Source organism: Streptomyces sp. NPDC005803 (genome assembly GCF_040630435.1).
GTDB lineage: Bacteria > Actinomycetota > Actinomycetes > Streptomycetales > Streptomycetaceae > Streptomyces.
The window spans coordinates 84,885-100,754 of record NZ_JBEXXO010000016.1; the positions used below are offsets into that span (position 1 = coordinate 84,885).

At 71.5% G+C, this 15,870-nt stretch carries 17 protein-coding genes and 1 pseudogene; 7 read left to right on the forward strand and 11 right to left on the reverse strand.

Features of this window, described 5'->3' with window-relative positions; translation table 11 throughout:
* Nucleotides 1-46 precede the first annotated feature (46 nt).
* From ABZ454_RS22775 to ABZ454_RS22805, 7 genes are all read right to left on the reverse strand, one after another.
* Nucleotides 47-451, reverse strand: coding sequence for a PPOX class F420-dependent oxidoreductase (locus ABZ454_RS22775; protein ID WP_359540291.1), 405 nt, complete (start codon nucleotides 449-451; stop codon nucleotides 47-49).
* Between the two features lie 94 nt (nucleotides 452-545).
* Entirely contained in the window at nucleotides 546-2,273 is a 1,728-nt protein-coding gene (locus ABZ454_RS22780; RefSeq protein WP_359540293.1) for an ABC transporter permease subunit, read from the reverse strand.
* Nucleotides 2,274-2,277: 4 nt separating this feature from the next.
* Nucleotides 2,278-3,801: an ABC transporter substrate-binding protein gene (locus ABZ454_RS22785; protein WP_359540294.1), complete on the reverse strand. Its 1,524-nt coding sequence runs from the start codon at nucleotides 3,799-3,801 to the stop codon at nucleotides 2,278-2,280.
* Between the two features lie 30 nt (nucleotides 3,802-3,831).
* Nucleotides 3,832-4,437 carry a GNAT family N-acetyltransferase gene (locus tag ABZ454_RS22790; RefSeq protein ID WP_359540297.1) on the reverse strand — a complete coding sequence of 202 codons (606 nt, stop codon included), beginning with the start codon at nucleotides 4,435-4,437 and terminating at the stop codon, nucleotides 3,832-3,834.
* A 267-nt stretch (nucleotides 4,438-4,704) separates the two neighbouring features.
* Nucleotides 4,705-5,217, reverse strand: a complete 513-nt coding sequence (ispF, locus tag ABZ454_RS22795; RefSeq protein WP_356318994.1) for a 2-C-methyl-D-erythritol 2,4-cyclodiphosphate synthase — start codon at nucleotides 5,215-5,217, stop codon at nucleotides 4,705-4,707.
* Nucleotides 5,207-5,953 carry a 2-C-methyl-D-erythritol 4-phosphate cytidylyltransferase gene (gene ispD / locus ABZ454_RS22800; protein ID WP_359540300.1) on the reverse strand — a complete coding sequence of 249 codons (747 nt, stop codon included), beginning with the start codon at nucleotides 5,951-5,953 and terminating at the stop codon, nucleotides 5,207-5,209. The genes ispF and ispD overlap by 11 nt, the downstream gene beginning before the upstream one ends.
* 468 nt (nucleotides 5,954-6,421) lie before the next feature.
* On the reverse strand, nucleotides 6,422-6,904 hold the full coding sequence (locus ABZ454_RS22805; protein ID WP_006380568.1) for a CarD family transcriptional regulator: 483 nt from the start codon (nucleotides 6,902-6,904) through the stop codon (nucleotides 6,422-6,424).
* A 620-nt stretch (nucleotides 6,905-7,524) separates the two neighbouring features.
* On the opposite strand from ABZ454_RS22805, the gene ABZ454_RS22810 reads away from it, so the two are divergent.
* A complete protein-coding gene (locus ABZ454_RS22810) occupies nucleotides 7,525-8,202 on the forward strand; it encodes a DUF461 domain-containing protein (RefSeq protein WP_359540302.1) in 678 nt (225 codons plus the stop codon).
* A gap of 104 nt (nucleotides 8,203-8,306) precedes the next feature.
* Here the strand turns inward: ABZ454_RS22810 and ABZ454_RS22815 are convergent, their stop codons facing one another.
* Both ABZ454_RS22815 and ABZ454_RS22820 read right to left on the reverse strand, forming a co-directional pair.
* Nucleotides 8,307-8,987: a response regulator transcription factor gene (locus ABZ454_RS22815; RefSeq protein WP_336673861.1), complete on the reverse strand. Its 681-nt coding sequence runs from the start codon at nucleotides 8,985-8,987 to the stop codon at nucleotides 8,307-8,309.
* Nucleotides 8,984-10,258, reverse strand: coding sequence for an ATP-binding protein (locus ABZ454_RS22820; protein ID WP_356318991.1), 1,275 nt, complete (start codon nucleotides 10,256-10,258; stop codon nucleotides 8,984-8,986). Before ABZ454_RS22820 ends, ABZ454_RS22815 begins: the two co-directional genes overlap by 4 nt.
* Before the next feature lie 198 nt (nucleotides 10,259-10,456).
* Between ABZ454_RS22820 and phoU the strand changes: the two genes are divergently transcribed.
* A complete protein-coding gene (gene phoU, locus ABZ454_RS22825) occupies nucleotides 10,457-11,134 on the forward strand; it encodes a phosphate signaling complex protein PhoU (protein WP_356318990.1) in 678 nt (225 codons plus the stop codon).
* A gap of 158 nt (nucleotides 11,135-11,292) precedes the next feature.
* Nucleotides 11,293-11,442 (forward strand): hypothetical protein, encoded by a 150-nt coding sequence (locus tag ABZ454_RS22830; RefSeq protein WP_356318989.1) that lies wholly within the window; start codon nucleotides 11,293-11,295, stop codon nucleotides 11,440-11,442.
* Nucleotides 11,443-11,515: 73 nt separating this feature from the next.
* On the opposite strand, the gene ABZ454_RS22835 is transcribed toward ABZ454_RS22830, so the two are convergent.
* Nucleotides 11,516-12,838 (reverse strand): MFS transporter, encoded by a 1,323-nt coding sequence (locus ABZ454_RS22835; protein ID WP_356318988.1) that lies wholly within the window; start codon nucleotides 12,836-12,838, stop codon nucleotides 11,516-11,518.
* A 208-nt stretch (nucleotides 12,839-13,046) separates the two neighbouring features.
* On the opposite strand from ABZ454_RS22835, the gene ABZ454_RS22840 reads away from it, so the two are divergent.
* On the forward strand, nucleotides 13,047-13,808 hold the full coding sequence (locus tag ABZ454_RS22840) for a phosphoglyceromutase (protein WP_359540306.1): 762 nt from the start codon (nucleotides 13,047-13,049) through the stop codon (nucleotides 13,806-13,808).
* A 133-nt stretch (nucleotides 13,809-13,941) separates the two neighbouring features.
* On the opposite strand, the pseudogene ABZ454_RS22845 reads toward ABZ454_RS22840, so the two are convergent.
* Nucleotides 13,942-14,096 (reverse strand): annotated as a pseudogene (locus ABZ454_RS22845) (site-specific integrase); the annotation flags it as partial.
* 123 nt (nucleotides 14,097-14,219) lie between these two features.
* On the opposite strand from ABZ454_RS22845, the gene ABZ454_RS22850 reads away from it, so the two are divergent.
* From ABZ454_RS22850 to ABZ454_RS22860, 3 genes are all read left to right on the forward strand, one after another.
* Entirely contained in the window at nucleotides 14,220-14,621 is a 402-nt protein-coding gene (locus ABZ454_RS22850) for a hypothetical protein (protein WP_359540308.1), read from the forward strand.
* Nucleotides 14,622-15,055: 434 nt separating this feature from the next.
* Entirely contained in the window at nucleotides 15,056-15,304 is a 249-nt protein-coding gene (locus ABZ454_RS22855; RefSeq protein ID WP_359540310.1) for a type II toxin-antitoxin system CcdA family antitoxin, read from the forward strand.
* Entirely contained in the window at nucleotides 15,301-15,702 is a 402-nt protein-coding gene (locus tag ABZ454_RS22860) for a PIN domain-containing protein (RefSeq protein WP_359540311.1), read from the forward strand. The genes ABZ454_RS22855 and ABZ454_RS22860 overlap by 4 nt, the downstream gene beginning before the upstream one ends.
* Nucleotides 15,703-15,870 lie beyond the last annotated feature (168 nt).

Consider the following 15,870-nt stretch of genomic DNA (forward strand, 5'->3'; position numbering starts at 1 on the left):
CGGCTCCGGTGGGGCCGGAGCCGTGACCGGTGATCGTCGGAGGCACTCAGATGCGTCCGACGACCTTGCGCGGGGTGATCCGGACGACGACGCGGGTGTCGTCGTCACCGGAGTCGGGGTTGAAGTCGGCGTACTTCTGGCCGGTGTACTTCTGGGACAGCTCGTCGATGAGTTCCTGGCCGCCCTCGGTGGTGAGGGTGGCGGTGCCGCGGATCTCGGCGTAGGTGTACGGGGCGTCGAAGGGCTGGACGACGACGGAGACGCGGGGGTCGCGTGCGAGGTTGCGTTCCTTGCGGCGGCCGGCGGTGGTGGAGATGAGGACGTCGTCGCCGTCCCGCTTCACCCAGACCGGTGACACCTGGGGGCTGCCGTCGGGCTGGATGGTGGCGACGGTGACGAAGACCGGGGTGTCGAGCAGCGCCTTGAGTCCGGCGGAGAGTGCGGCGGTCATGGGGTACGTCCTCCTGAGCGGGTGGGTAGTGCCTCTACACCTACCCCGGTCGTGTCCTTCCCTCTCCCCTTCCGGTCCGCGCCCACCGGAAGGGTCAGTGCCGGGCGGACGACGGGAGGCGTCTGCCCCGCACCGCCGCCGTGGTGAGGGCGGCGAGCGCGCCGAGGACGGCGAGGGCGGCGGCGGGGGCGAGGACGGACCAGGGGGCGCGTTCGGCGTAGGGGAGGTTCTCGGAGAGCATCCGCCCCCATTCGGGTGAGGGTGGTTCGGCGCCGAGGCCGAGGAAACCGAGCGAGGCGAGGGCCAGGGCGATGGCGGGGACGCGCAGGGCGGCGTGGCGGGCGACGGGGGGCAGGACGCCGGGCAGGAGGTGACGGCGCCACAGGTGGAGTCGTCCGGCGCCGAGTGCGCGGGCGGCGGCGAGGTGCGGTGCGGCGCGCTCCTGGGCATACAGGGCACAGGTGTGGGCGGCGAGGGGGGCCCAGGCGACCGCGGTGACGGCTGCCGCGGCGCTCCAGGGTCCGGGGCCCGCCACGCCGGTGACGACGAGGCCGGTGAGGATCGCGGGCAGGGCGTTGACGGTCTCGGTGAGGGCGCCGGCGCGTACGGCTCCGAGGGCGAGGCCGAGCAGCAGGGTGGCGGCGGAGACGGCGACGGCGGTCAGGACGGTGCGGGCGGCTCCGTGTCCCAGGCGGGCGAGGACGTCGCGGCCGAGGGAGTCCGCGCCGAGGGGGTGGGCGAGGGAGGGTCCGGCGAGGCGGGCGGCGGCGTCGACGTGGAGCGGGTCGCGCAGGAGCCCGGCGAGAACCACGGCGGCGAAGAGGGCGGCCAGGAGGAGTGCGCCGGTGATCAGCGAGCGCCGTGCGCGGGCGGGGGGCGGGACGAGGGCGGGCAGGGCGCTGTCGTCGAGGGCCGGGCCGAGCAGGGCCCGGGAGGCGAGGCGGGCGGCGACTTGGGCGGCGGTGCCGAGGAGCAACAGGAGGAGGACGCAGGCCTGGAGGACGGGGAGGTCCTGCGCGAGGGCGGCGGCCAGGGCGGTGGACCCGAGGCCGGGGATCGCGTACAGGGTCTCGACGGCGACGGCTCCGCCGGTGAGTCCGACGACGATCAGGCCGAGCTGGGGCAGCAGGCCGGGCAGGGTGCGGCGCAGGGCGTGGCGGGCGGTGCGGTGTCCGGGCAGGCCGGCCGCGGTCGCGGCGCGGGCCCAGGGTTCGGCGAACGCGGCGGGCAGGGCGTCGTCGAGGAGCCTGCCGAGGAGGGCGCCGGCGGGGATTCCCATGGCGAGGGCGGGCAGCACGGCCTGCTGGGGGGCGCCCCAGCCGAGCGCGGGGAGCCAGTCCAGCCGTACGGCGACGACCGCGGCGAGGACGGCGGCGATGAGGAATTCGGGGAGGGCGGCGAGGACGGCGCCGCCGGTGCCGGCCCCGGCGGCGACGATCCGGTGCCGCGCCCCGCGTCGCAGGGTGCGGGCGGTGAGGGCCGCGGCCGTCAGGAGGGCGACGGCGAGGGAGGCGCCCATCAGGGTCAGCGAGACCCCGAGGGCGGATATCGCGTCGGGGGTGACGGGCTGTCCGGAGACCCAGGAGGCGCCGAGGTCGCCGCGCAGGAGTCCGGCCGCCCGGTCGCCGAGGAGAGAGAAGGGGGAGCTGTCGAGGCCGGTCTCGGCGCGGATGGCGTCGAGCGTCTCGGCGGTGGGGGGCCGGTCGGCGTAGCGGGCGTGCAGGATCGTGAGGGCGGGGTCGGTGCGGGTGAGCCGGGGCAGCAGTCCGATGACGGCGACGACCGCGAGAAGCGCGGCGAGCCGGCCGGCGAGGTGCTTCACCCGTTCACCCGGCGTGGGTGTCTGCGGTGATGAGGGTGCGTTCCATCGGGTCGAGCGACACGCCGTGGACGCGGCTGTCGTCGTAGCCCTGGACGAAGCGTTCGTGGAGCAGCGGTACGAGGGCGTCGGTGCCGAGCACGGCGGCCTCGGCGGTGGCGGCCGCGGTGTGGCGGGCGTCGGTGCCGGCGGTGCCCGCGGCCTCGTTCACGACGGCGTCGACGTGCTCGTCGCAGAGCTGGGAGATGTTGAAGCTGCCGTCGCAGGTGAAGTCGGAGGCGAGGTAGGAGACCGGGTCGGCGGTGTCCAGGAGGGTGTTGCGGGCCTGGATGAAGGCGTCGTACGCGCCGGCGAGGGCGTCGGCCTCCAGCTGGGCGTAGTCGCGGACGACCTGCTTGACGGTGAAGCCGCGCTTCTGGAGCTGCTGTTGGACGACGGTGGCGACCTCGGGGAGTTCGGGCCGGTTGGTGTACGTGGCGAGGACGATCTCCTTCGTCCGCGCGACCTGGGCCCGGTCAGCGGCCTTCGCCCGGCCGGCGGGGTCGGTGCGCGCGGCGGCGGCCCAGGGGACGCCGGGGCCGAGGAGGCCCTGCCCGGTGTCGGCGCGGCCTTCGTAGACGGCCTTGACGAGGGCCTCGGAGTCGATGGCCTCGCGGGCGGCGGCACGCATCGCCGGGTCGGCGAAGACGCCGTGGGCGGTGTTGAGGGAGAGGCCGTTGGTGCGGGCGGAGGGGAACGCGTGGACGAGCCCGTCACCGAGGAGGGAGGCCTGGGAGACCGGTACGTATTCGGCGACGTCGACGGCCTCGGTGCGCAGGGCGTTGGCGCGTGCGGTGCCGTCGGCGACGAAGGTGACGTCGACGCCCGGGGCCTTGGCCTTGCCACCCCAGTAGGTGTCGTTGCGTTCGAGCGTGGCGCTGACGGCTCCCTTGACGGCGGCGAGGGTGAAGGGGCCGGTGGCGTGTCCGGCCGGGTCGGCCTTGCCGCCGGTGTAGGCGGCGGCGGACAGGATGGCGAGGGAGGGGTTGGCGAGGCGCTGGGGCAGCAGCGGGTCGGCCTCGTCGGTGACGATCCGTACGGTGTCGGCGCCCTGGGCGGTGACGGTGAGGTCGGTGTCGGACAGGACGCGGGGCTTGGGCGATGCCTTCTCGGCGGCGGTCAGCGACCGTACGACGGCGGCCGGGTCGACCTTCGTGCCGTCCTGGAAGGCGGCCTCGCGCAGGGTGAAGGTCCACACCTTGGCGCTGTCACGCTTCCAGGAGGCGGCGAGCGCGGGCTTGGCCGCGCCGTCGCGGCCGAGGGTGGTGAGGCCCTCGATGACCGCGAGCCGGCTGAGGGTGACGGCGTCGTCGCCGTAGGGGGACATCGCCTGGGCGGGCGGGAAGGCCATGACGACCCGGAGGCGTGGTCCGCCCTCGGCCCCGCCCTCGCTGTCAAACGTGCCACCGGAGCAGGCGGCGAGCGGGACGAGGAGGGCGGTCGCGGACAGGGTCAGCGGCAGCACGGAGCGACGGCGTCGGGGCGTGGGCATGGCAACGACCTTATATGAAAACGATTATCATTAGATAGAGGGGGTGGGGGCGGCGCCTTCACGGCGTCCGGACCCCGGCAGCGGCAGCTCGAAGTGCACGATCCCCTGCCCCCCGCCCGGCAACGCGCGCTCGTCGCACACCTCCCGCGCCAGCGACCGCCAGAACGGTTCGGCGCCCGGCACGGCGGGGTCGGTGTGCAGGTAGACCGCGTCGTAGCCGCCGGCCCGCGCGACGAAGTCGCGGAGCTCGCGGACCATCCGGCGGGCGAGCCCGTGCCTGCGGTGCTGCGGCGCGACGTAGATCCGGCAGAGCTGGGCGGTGGTGCCGGACGGGAAGCGGTCCGCGACCCACCGGGGATTGGGCGGCGCCTGCGGCCCCCGGTCGCGCACCGCGCCGGTGGCGACGATTTCGCCGTCACGCTCGGCCACCAGCAGCGTGCAGCGTGCGGGCCGCAGATAGGCGGCCTCGGGGTCGATGATGTCGGCGTGCCAGCGCGGTACGTAACCGGAGCGAAGGTCGCGGTAGACGGTGTCGAGCATCACGGCGCGCGCCCCGTCGATGTCCGAGGGCGCCGCGGTGCGCAGGACGTACCCGTCGGCGTCGGCCCCTCCCGGAGCGATCGTCGTCGCACTCATCCCGGAGCTCCACCCGTCCCTCGCCGCGTCATCTCATTGCCACATCAGCGTATGTGCAACTGATGTGCAATAAGCACGCGGGGTCCTCCGCGGGCCCTGCGCGGACCCTTCGGGGCGCTCCGTGCCACCGGGCCAGCCGGTCCGGCCTCGAAGCCGGACCGGCTGGCGCGTCCGCGGGCCCGGGACCGGCGGCGACGCGGCCGCGGGCTCGGGACCGGCGGCGGCGCGGCCGCGGGACCGGGACAGGCGGGGCGGGCCCGGGGCGGCTCAGCCGGTGCGGTAGACCAGGGCCGTCGCGATGCCGGCGATACCCTCACCCCGGCCGGTGAAGCCGAGCCCGTCCGAGGTCGCGGCGGAGAGCGAGACCGGTGCGCCCACCGCGGCGGAAAGGACCTTCTGCGCCTCGTCCCGCCGCTTGCCGATCTTCGGGCGCAGGCCGACGACCTGGACGGCCACGTTGCCGATCTCGAAGCCCTCGGACCGGACGATCCGGGCCGCCTCGGTCAGCAGCGTGACGCCCGCAGCACCGGACCACTCGGGGCGTCCCGTGCCGAAGTGCTGCCCGAGGTCGCCGAGACCGGCGGCCGAGAAGAGCGCGTTGCACGCGGCGTGCGCGACGACGTCGGCGTCGGAGTGGCCGGCGAGACCGGGACCCTCGCCCTCCCACAGCAGACCCGCGCACCACAACGCGCGGCCCTCCTCGAAGGCGTGGATGTCGGTGCCGATCCCCACGAGCGGGATCACGGGCGCGCCGTGCCCGCCGGATACCTCAGAAGCCATCGTTCGCCCTCCTGCGTGCGAGAACCGCCTCGGCCAGGACCAGGTCCAGCGGCCGGGTCACCTTGAACGCCTCCTCGTGGCCGGGGACGACCACGACGGGCGCCCCGAGCCGCTCGACCATGCCGGCGTCGTCGGTCGCACCCTCCCCGTCGACGGCGACCTCCTCATGGGCGCGCACCAGCGTGTCCCGGTCGAAGCCCTGCGGGGTCTGCACCGCGCGCAGCCTGGCCCGTTCCGGCGTGGAGAGCACCGGCTCGGCCTCCCCCGGCGCCCCGGGCTCGACCTCCTTGACGGTGTCGGCGAGCGGCAGCGCGGGGACGACCGCGGGCGCTCCGTCGCGTACGGCCTCGATCACCGCGTCCACCGTCTCGACGGGCACGAGCGGGCGGGCCGCGTCGTGGACGAGGACGGCGCGGACATCGGCCGGCAGCACGTCGAGTCCGAGCTTCACCGACTCCTGCCGGGTCTCGCCGCCGGGCACGACGAGGAAGTCGGTGCGCTCGGGCAGGGCGTGCTCGTCGAGCAGGTTCCTCACCTCGGGTGCGCCGTCCGGGGGCGCGACGACCACGACCAGGGACACGTGGCGGGAGGCTGCCATGGCCCGTACGGCGTGGATGAGCATGGGCGTTCCGCCCAGCGCGCGGAGCGCCTTGGGGGCGCCCGGGCCCAGCCGTACGCCGCGGCCGGCCGCGGGAATCACGGCGGCGGTGCGGTAAGGACGCGATTGATCAGACATCGGTTGCACTCCGAAGCATCGGCATGTTTGTCTCCACGGCCGACGTGGGTATGGCCACAAGCGAGCCGGGCGCTGCGCCATGACTCGACCGGGACCCTTTCCGTGACCCCGGGCGAGACGGGTACCGCCCCGGCCGCTCGGGATCGGCCTCACACGTCGACTTCACAAGATCGCGAGCAAAGTACCGGGGGATCGTCGATGAGGCCAACGCATCGGCGCATCGGGGAGAACATCGGGGTTCGTCGTCGGGCCGCGCCGCGCACCGGCGACCGCCGGGCGAGACCCTCGTCCCGGGTTCCACGTCAAAACGTGGCGCGGCCGTGCGCGTCACGGCGGCGACGCTTGGGCCACCCGACGTCACGGCCGGGCGTGTCACATCCGGACATGCCGCAGCGCCCGACGACACACCGTGTATACGGCTGGTCAGCGGGCACCGCGGCACATTATTTACGACCGGTGCGATCCGGTTCAGGACGCGAGGACCTCGTCGAGAAGAGCCTCGGCCTTGTCCTCGTTCGTGTTCTCCGCGAGAGCGAGCTCACTCACCAGGATCTGGCGAGCCTTGGCGAGCATGCGCTTCTCACCTGCGGAGAGTCCGCGCTCGCGCTCCCGGCGCCACAGGTCGCGAACGACTTCCGCGACCTTGATGACATCGCCGGATGCGAGCTTCTCGAGATTTGCCTTGTAGCGTCGGGACCAGTTCGTCGGCTCCTCGGCATACGGTGCGCGCAGCACCTCGAAGACCCGGTCCAGCCCTTCCTGCCCGACCACGTCGCGCACGCCCACGAACTCCGCATTGTCCGCGGGTACACGCACCGTCAAGTCGCCCTGAGCGACCTTGAGCACCAAGTAGGTCTTGTCCACGCCTTTGATCTGGCGAGTTTCGATAGCCTCGATCAGCGCGGCCCCGTGATGGGGATAGACCACGGTGTCGCCAACCTTGAACGTCATGTGACAGGTACCCCTTCCGTGGCTATCAAGAGTAACACGAGAACAGCTTCTCCTGAATGGTGTTTTCGCAGGTCAGGGCATATCTCGGGGCTTGACAACTGCAACAGGGACGTGCTGCGGAAGGCCTGCGGAGGACGGTATTCGCAGGTCGGAGCGGCTGTGCGGGCGAGGAGAAACGCGGACGTTACACCCACCGGAACCCGCTCGGAAGTGACGAGACGTCCCGTTTTGCCGGGTTCCGGATGATGAACATTCCGTACTCCGTTCGGAGATCGATCACCCGTACGGCGGTAAGGGCCCGTGGCCAATGAAATTGATCAACGCCGTCCGGCGCGGTGATTATGCGCGCGGAATGCGCCGCGACCCTGTGAACAGCGGCTGAACGGCGGAGCGAAGCACGAGGCGAACGGGGCGGGGAATTGATCAAGCGTGTTATGTGAACGGCCCGCGAATGATCTCGCGCACGGCGGCCGGCGATCCGCGCCGCCGTCAGGGGCGGGTCGGGTGCGGGGCGGGCACGGCGGCTCGGTAACCTGGCCGCTGACACACCCTTAGGGCGGCTTTACACCGCTGGCCCGACCCTGTCCGTAAGTCCGCTCGTTCAAGGAGTTGCCGCCGCCGTGAGCCGCAGCCTTCGACACGGCGCCCTCGCCGCCACTGCCCTCGTGTTCTCGATCGCCGCGCTCTCCGCATGCGGAGCCGGCAAGAACGCGCAGACGCTCGAAGTCAGGCCTGACAACGCCGCCACCTCGTCCGGCGACATCAAGATCCAGAACGCGAACGTCATCACCCAGCCGGAGCAGGACGCCAAGGGCCCGGCGGTGGTCACCGCCACGCTGTTCAACTCGGGCACCGAGGCGGAGACGCTCGACGCCATCACCCTGACGGGCAGCAGCGGCTCCGTGCAGCTGCACCCCGCCAAGGGCTCCGGACCGCTCGTCGTACCGGCCGGCGGCCGGGTGATCCTCGGCGGCAAGGGCAATGCCGCGGCCGTGATCGAGAACGGCAGCGAGGCCACGAAGAACGGCGACGTGCAGCCGCTGGTCTTCAAGTTCAGCCGGACCGGCGACATCACGCTCGGCGCGTCCGTCGTGCCCGCCACGAACTACTTCCAGGGCTTCGGCCCCAGCTCGCTGCCGAAGACGCCGAAGACGCCGGAGAAGTCGCCCGGGGCGTCGCCCTCCGGTTCCGCGTCCGAGACCCCGGGCGCCGCCTCCGGCAGCCCCTCCGGCCCGGCCTCGGAAGAGGACATCACGACCCCCGGCGACGCGGCGTCCGACTCGCAGCAGCCGGGCTGAGCGCACCCCGCACACGCAGGTGTGGCTGAGGCGCCCCCCGGTCCGGGGGGCGCCTCAGCCACATCTGCTGTCGGTACCGCCCCCTGCCAGGGGCGAGCGCCTCTTTACGGCTCGAACTTGTACCCCAGGCCCCGCACCGTCACGAGGTACCGCGGGGCGCCCGGGTCCGGCTCGATCTTGGCGCGCAGGCGCTTCACGTGGACGTCGAGCGTCTTGGTGTCGCCCACGTAGTCCGCGCCCCAGACCCGGTCGATCAGCTGCATCCGGGTCAGGACGCGCCCGGCGTTGCGCAGCAGCATCTCCAGCAGGTCGAACTCCTTCAGCGGCAGGTCGACCTTGCCGCCGGAGACCGTGACGACGTGACGGTCCACGTCCATCCGCACCGGGCCGGCCTCCAGGGCGGCCGGAGTGACCTCCTCCGGCTCCCCGCGACGGCGCAGCACCGCGCGGATGCGGGCGACGAGCTCGCGCGAGGAGAAGGGCTTGGTCACATAGTCGTCGGCTCCTATCTCCAGGCCGACGACCTTGTCGATCTCGCTGTCCTTGGCGGTGACCATGATCACCGGCACGTTGGACCTGCTGCGCAGCTGCCGGCAGACCTCCGTGCCGGGCAGGCCGGGCAGCATCAGGTCGAGGAGCACGAGGTCGGCGCCGTTGCGCTCGAACTCGTCCAGGCCGTCGGGACCGGTGGCCGCGATGGCCACCTCGAAGCCTTCCTTGCGGAGCATGTAGGACAGGACGTCGCTGAAGGATTCCTCATCCTCGACGACAAGCACTCGGGTCACGGAAGAGCCTCCGGGGCAGGAAACGAATCAAGAGTGTCAGGGGCGGCCCGGTGGGCCGCCTCGTCGCCGTTGACGATGTGGTGCGGGCCGCCCGATGCGCGGTCCCGGTCCCGTACGGAGCCCGCTTCGGGCAGCCGCAGGGTGAAGGTGGAGCCCTGTCCCTCCGAGCTCCAGACGGTGACCTCCCCGCCGTGCGAGGCGGCCACGTGCTTGACGATGGCGAGGCCGAGGCCGGTGCCACCCGTGGCGCGCGAACGGGCCGGGTCGACGCGGTAGAAGCGTTCGAAGACCCGCTCGCGGTCCTTCTCCGAGATGCCGATGCCCTGGTCGGTCACGGCGATCTCGATCTCGTCCCCGCCCGGCACGACCACCCGGCGGGCGGCGATCCCGACGCGGGTGCGGGCGGGGCTGTAGTTGACGGCGTTCTCGACGAGGTTGCCGAGGGCCGCGGCGAGCTGCCCGCGGTTGCCCCATATGCGGAGCTCGGCGGTGCCGCCCGCGGCCATGGTGATCTGCTTGGAGCCGGCCTGCTGCCGGCAGCGGTCGATGGCCTCGGCGACCAGCTCGTCGACCCGGACCGGTTCGGCGTCCTCCAGCGGGTCGTCGTTCTGCACCCGGGAGAGGTCGATGAGCTCCTGTACGAGGTTGGTGAGCCGGGTCGCCTCGATCTGCATCCGGCCGGCGAACCGCTCCACCGCCTCCGGATCGTCGGAGGCGTCCATGACGGCCTCCGAGAGCAGGGACAGGGCGCCGGTCGGGGTCTTCAGCTCATGGCTGACGTTGGCGACGAAGTCGCGCCGGACCGCTTCGATGCGGCGGGCCTCGGTGAGGTCCTCGACCAGCAGCAGCACCAGCCGGGAGCCGAGCGGGGCGACCCGGGCGGAGACCGCGAGGGCCTCGCCCCGGCCCGTGCCGCGCCGGGGCAGGTCCAGTTCGACCTGGCGTATCTCCCCGTCGCGGCGGGTGTCCCTGGCCATGTTCAGCATCGCCTCGACGGCGAGGCGCCCTCCCCTGACCAGACCCAGCGCGTACGCGGCGGAGCTGGCCTTGACGACGCTGTCGCTCTCGTCGAGCACGACCGCGGAGGAGCTGAGCACGGACAGGACCGTGTCGACCCCGGGGGGCAGGGGGGCGCCGCTGTCGGGCCGCAGGGAGGTACGCGTGGGTTTCTTCTGGTCGCGCTCGCTCCAGCGGAACGCCAGCATGGCGATCACGCCGGTGCACACACCGGCGATCGCTGCAGCTGCGGCGACCGCCGCGTTCACGTCCATGGCTCCAGGTTATGCGGCACGACGGACACTCTCCCAGCCGTCCGGGTGCCTCCTCGAACACTCGTCGCCCAGAGTTCACCGAGGGGCAAGGACCGGTTCACTTGGCCGGTCGGAACCCGACGCGTACGGCCGTCACGGTGGCACCGTGGGGTTCAGAGCTGGCCCCGGCCTCGGTTAAGGACTGGAGAGGGACATCCCATGCGTGACGCGTACCACGAGGAACTCGACTCGATCGGCGAGGGACTGGTCGAGATGGCCCGGCTCGTCGGATCGGCGATCGGCCGGGCGACGACGTCCATGCTCGACGCCGACCTCAAGCTCGCGGAGACGGTGATCGCCGCGGACCAGAAGGTCGACGACCTCCAGCATGACCTGGAGGCCAGGGCCATCGCGCTGCTGGCCCGCCAGCAGCCGGTGGCGACCGATCTGCGGATCGTGGTCACCTCGCTGCGGATGAGCGCGGACCTGGAGCGCTCGGGCGACCTCGCCCAGCACGTCGCGAAGCTGGCCCGGCTGCGCTTCCCGCAGTCGGCGGTCCCGAACGACCTGCACGCCACCATCCTGGAGATGGGCCAGCTCGCACAGCGCCTGATGGCCAAGGCCGCCGAGGTGATCATCACCAAGGACGTCGACCTGGCGCTCCAGCTGGAGCAGGACGACGACGAGATGGACCTGCTGCACCGGACGCTGTTCCAGCACCTGATGGACGACCGCTGGAAGCACGGCATCGAGACGGCCGTCGACGTGACCCTGCTCGGCCGCTACTACGAGCGCTTCGCCGACCACGCCGTCTCGGTCGCCAAGCGGGTCGTCTACCTGGTGACGGGTGAGCACGCGGACGAGATCCAGCAGTCGAACGCGGTGGAGGGCGCGTAGCGACGCACGGATGCGCACAGGTGTTCCTGCGCGTGTGCGCCGTTGATGCGCCCGCCCGGCTGGGCATGCAATGGGGTGGGGCGGCACGACTTTTCCGTACGCCCCGGTCGTGGGCCTGTGCGGGCGCACGACCCTGTCGTACGCCTTGAGGAGGAACCATGGCCGATTCCCCCACGACCGACCCCCAGCAGGAGGCACCCGTCGAAGCGGTGCACCTGCCCCTGCTCGGCGCCTGCGGTTGCGGCTCGGGCTGCGGGTGCGGCTGCCAGTCCGGCGCCCCGTGCCAGTGCGGCGGCTGCTCCGGCTGACGGGCGCGCGCACGACGGAGGGCGCCCCGCGCGGAACCGTCCGCGCGGGGCGCCCTCCTCGCCGTTGCCCACGTCAGCCCATCCGCTCCACCACGGGCTCCGGGCCGGCGCCGGCCTCGGCTCCGGCCGGTCCGCTCCTCACGACCGCGGGGGCCGCAGCCGCGCCGTCCTGCGGCAGGGTCCGCATCAGCAGCCAGTACCCGAACGCCGCCGCGGTGCCCAGGACCGCGCACGTCCCCCACAGCCAGCCGGCCCCGAAGTGGTCGATCACCACCCCCGACATCAGCGGGGCGACGAGCGCCGCGGCCGACCACGACAGGGTGTACATGCCCTGGTAGCGGCCCCGGCCGTGGGCCGGTGAGAGCTGGACGACCAGACCGTTCTGCACGGGCGCGTTGACGATCTCGGCGACGGTCCAGACGCAGATGGTCAGCGCGTACACCCCGACCGAGCCGGCGAAGGCGGTCAGCCCGAATCCGTACCCCGCCAGCAGCGACGACAGGACGAGGAGCCGGCGCGGGTCGCGGTTCTGGATGAACCGGGTGACCGGGATCTGCAGCACCACGATGAGGACGCCGTTGACGGCGACCGCCGTACCGAAGTCGGAGCTGCTGAACCCGTCGGCCCCCATGGCCACCGGCAGCCCCACGTACCCCTGCTGGAAGATCAGGGCGATCACGAAGGACAGCCCCACGACGCCCATGAACCGTCCGTCGCGCACCACGGTGGACAGCCGTACGTCGTCGGCGGCCAGGGCGGTGGCGGAGTCCGGCACCGCGGGCGTGGCGGACGTGTCGTTTCGCGGCCGGGATTCGGGCACCTTCATGAAGACGACGACCGCGCAGAACAAGGTCATCACCGCCTCGCCCACGAAGCCCGCGAGATAGCTGTACTCGGCGATGAACCCGGCCCCGGCGGACGAGACCGCGAACCCGAGGTTGATGGCCCAGTAGTTGAGCGAGAACGCCCGCACCCGGTCCTTCGCGGGCACGATGTCGGCGATCATCGCCTGCACCGCGGGGCGGGAGGCGTTGCTGGCCATGCCGACGACGAAGGCGACGGCGGCGATCGCCACCGGATGGACCATGAAGCCCAGCACCGCCACCGAGACGGCCGTCGAGAGCTGCGCGACGAGCATCGTGGGCCGCCGGCCGAAACGGTCCGTCATCACCCCGGCCCCCAGCGAGGAGACGACCCCGCCGAGTCCGTGCAGGGCCGCGACCAGACCGGCGTACGACGCCGAGTAGCCCCGGTCCAGGGTCAGGTACAGGGCCATGAAGGTGGCGACGAACGCCCCGAGACGGTTGACCAGGGTGCTGGTCCACAGCCACCAGAACTCCCTGGGGAGACCGGAGACCGTTTCACGGGCGGCCCGTCTGAGACCGGCGACAGACATGCGGGTTCCCCCCGGGAACGTAACGGTGGCGTACGCCGGCGGTAAGCGGCCCGCCAACGGTCCGAACATTACGAATCCGAGGCTCGGCCCTGCCACTCAATTGACGGCAGCCGTCAATCGGCCCCGCCCCTCCCCGCCGCGCCCACCGCCCTGTCCGCCCTGTGGCCGGGCGCGCGCGGCTCGTACGGGTTCGATTACGCTCGGACCCATGGCCGACGCACCGTACAAGCTGATCCTCCTCCGCCACGGCGAGAGCGAATGGAACGCGAAGAACCTGTTCACCGGATGGGTGGACGTCAACCTCACCGAGAAGGGCGAGAAGGAGGCGGTCCGCGGCGGTGAGCTGCTCAAGGACGCCGGCCTGCTCCCCGATGTACTGCACACCTCCCTCCAGAAGCGCGCCATCCGCACCGCCCAGCTCGCGCTGGAGTCCGCGGACCGCCACTGGATCCCCGTCCACCGCACCTGGCGGCTGAACGAGCGCCACTACGGCGCCCTGCAGGGCAAGGACAAGGCGCAGACCCTCGCCGAGTTCGGCGAGGAGCAGTTCATGCTCTGGCGCCGCTCGTACGACACCCCGCCGCCGGCCCTCGAGGACGGCACCGAGTTCTCGCAGAGCGACGACGCGCGCTACGCGACGATCCCGCCGGAGCTGCGCCCGCGCACGGAGTGCCTGAAGGACGTCGTCGTCCGCATGCTGCCGTACTGGTACGACGGCATCGTCCCGGACCTGCTGACCGGCCGCACGGTCCTGGTCGCCGCACACGGCAACAGCCTCCGGGCCCTGGTCAAGCACCTCGACGGCGTCTCGGACGCCGACATCGCGGGCCTGAACATCCCGACGGGCATCCCGCTCGTGTACGAACTGGACGAGAACTTCCGCCCGTTGAACCCGGGCGGCACCTACCTCGACCCGGACGCGGCGAAGGCGGCCATCGAGGCTGTGAAGAACCAGGGCAAGAAGAAGTAAGCAGAGCTGAACAAGCCCCCCACCTGCGGGTTTTCCGCGAGGCGGGGGGCTTTTCGGTGCGCTGGGCGCCTGTGGGCCGTGCGGTGTTGTTCCGGCTCCTTGACTCACCGTGGCCCACCCCGGGAATCGTCGGCCGCTCCTGGCTCGACGGCATCAGGTGCGCGTCCACCCGCAGCCTCAGGCCGGGGTCGGAAGCCCCGAGGTCTCGGCGAGCGCCTCGACTTACTCCCCGGCGTCCAGCAACACCGGGGCGTAGAAGTGCCGCATCGCGTGCATACCGTCCTCGCGCATGGGTTGCCGCCTCGTGGCCGGCCGCTAGCATCTGGTTCATGACGACACATCAGGCGGATGCCGCGTAGGTCCCGGCGCGAGGTGAGGGCCACCGTGCCCCCTGTGCAAAGCGATGGAGCGGTGAGCACGCTGCTCATCAGCGCGTGTCCGGGACCACCCACGTGTGCTGCCGTCCACACGCACCTCTTCGTCGATGGCCTCGACGTAGTCGCGCGCAGCGACAGCAGACTGGTCGGCCTGTGCCCGAGCCGGCTACTCCGCCCAGGGGGACCGCTCTATCCGACCGACACGCCGTGCACGGTGGAGGTGGCAACCCAGGAACCATCCGGGCCGGCGCCGGACGGGTTGACCGTCCGGATCCATGTCCAGGGCGAGACGGTCATCTGGTCCGGTCTGATGTACCCGGGCCCCGATGGCAGGGTGATCGAGGAGGTTCGCTTCCGCCTGGAGCAGTACCTGGGCGAGGTCGAGCGAGCGTACGCGGCGTTGAGGGGCTCCTCTTCAGTCAGCGGTCCCGGATGAAGAGGTCGTGTCAGACGCGTGCCAGCTCGTCGGGGAATCAGGGGGAACAGCGGGGAACCAGTCGAACGCCTTCTGCGCTTCTGCGCCCCTCCCCCGCAGGTCGGACCTGCGACAAGCCCTAGACGCCCTGCGTTTCCCAAGCTCAGAGCGCGAGTTCGATTCTCGTCACCCGCTCCACGACTGAGGCCCAGGTCAATGAACGGGGCCTTTCTTGTTGTCTAGATCTCTTAGTGGGTGACCTGCCGGCCTCAGCCAGCACCCTCGGCGCCACCCAGCAACTCTCCTGGGGGGGCGGAACAGGTCAACGAATCCCGCCCCACCGGTGCGCCGAAGAAGGCCGCCCCCATGTATCCACCCGGAGCACGCGACCGCGGGTGTCCTCTGGGGACCGGAGACCCGAGCGAGCATGTGCATACTCCAGTATGCTTGGACTTATGTCCTCAACGACTCGCATCACCGTCACGCTCCCCAGTGACCAGGTGGCGGAGCTCCGCAAACTCACGGACAACGTCTCCGGCTATGTAGCGGAAGCCGTGGCCCGCCAGATTAGGCACCAGCTTCTGGGCGACGACCTCCGTCGCCACGAGGAAGAGCATGGAGACTTCAGCGACGAGGAGCTCGCGGAAGCCCGCTCGAAAATCTTCGGCGCCGCCGGCTCCTCCAAGGACGCGACCGCCGCGTGAGCGAGCGCATCGAGACCGTCGTCCTGGACTCGGAAGGGCTCTCCGCCTGGATCGCGCAGGACCGCAAGCTCCTCGCGATGCTGCAGGTCTTTTATGACATGGGAGCCGACCTGGTGATCGGGGCGAACACGATCGTGGAAGTCATCCACTCCCGCACCAACATGCCCCGTCTGAACTGGGTCTTGTCCCGTGTCAAGGTTGAGCCGGTCACCGAGCGGGCAGCGAAGGCGGCGGCAGAACTACTCAAAGACGCCGGGCTGCACGGGCACAAGTACGCCATTGACGCCACAGTCGCCGAGGTCGCGCTCCGTCAGCCGAAACCCGTCGCCCTGCTGACGTCCGACAGCGATGACATGACCAAGCTCTGCGGCAACCAAGTCCGCATCATCCCCCTCTGACCAGTCAGCCCGCCCGGAGCACTGCCTGCTCTCGTGCCCCATCCGTGCCCAGCAGAGCGGTCAACAGCGGTCAGATACGGCTCCCAGAGACCGGGAGCCCACCTGCCCATTCCGAAATCGCAGGTCAGAGCACCTTCGGCAACTGAAGGCGGTGCCCGCAGTCGCCGC

Coding starts and splice junctions, on each gene's coding strand:
- ABZ454_RS22835 (WP_356318988.1), bottom strand. CDS start 12,838: ATGTCTGTCGCCGGTCTCAGACGGGCCGCCCGTGAAACGGTCTCCGGT.
- ABZ454_RS22785 (WP_359540294.1), bottom strand. CDS start 3,801: ATGCCCACGCCCCGACGCCGTCGCTCCGTGCTGCCGCTGACCCTGTCC.
- ispD (WP_359540300.1), bottom strand. CDS start 5,953: ATGTCTGATCAATCGCGTCCTTACCGCACCGCCGCCGTGATTCCCGCG.
- phoU (WP_356318990.1), top strand. CDS start 10,457: ATGCGTGACGCGTACCACGAGGAACTCGACTCGATCGGCGAGGGACTG.
- ABZ454_RS22830 (WP_356318989.1), top strand. CDS start 11,293: ATGGCCGATTCCCCCACGACCGACCCCCAGCAGGAGGCACCCGTCGAA.
- ABZ454_RS22840 (WP_359540306.1), top strand. CDS start 13,047: ATGGCCGACGCACCGTACAAGCTGATCCTCCTCCGCCACGGCGAGAGC.
- ABZ454_RS22820 (WP_356318991.1), bottom strand. CDS start 10,258: ATGGACGTGAACGCGGCGGTCGCCGCAGCTGCAGCGATCGCCGGTGTG.
- ABZ454_RS22790 (WP_359540297.1), bottom strand. CDS start 4,437: ATGAGTGCGACGACGATCGCTCCGGGAGGGGCCGACGCCGACGGGTAC.
- ABZ454_RS22855 (WP_359540310.1), top strand. CDS start 15,056: ATGTCCTCAACGACTCGCATCACCGTCACGCTCCCCAGTGACCAGGTG.
- ABZ454_RS22775 (WP_359540291.1), bottom strand. CDS start 451: ATGACCGCCGCACTCTCCGCCGGACTCAAGGCGCTGCTCGACACCCCG.
- ABZ454_RS22805 (WP_006380568.1), bottom strand. CDS start 6,904: ATGACGTTCAAGGTTGGCGACACCGTGGTCTATCCCCATCACGGGGCC.
- ispF (WP_356318994.1), bottom strand. CDS start 5,217: ATGGCTTCTGAGGTATCCGGCGGGCACGGCGCGCCCGTGATCCCGCTC.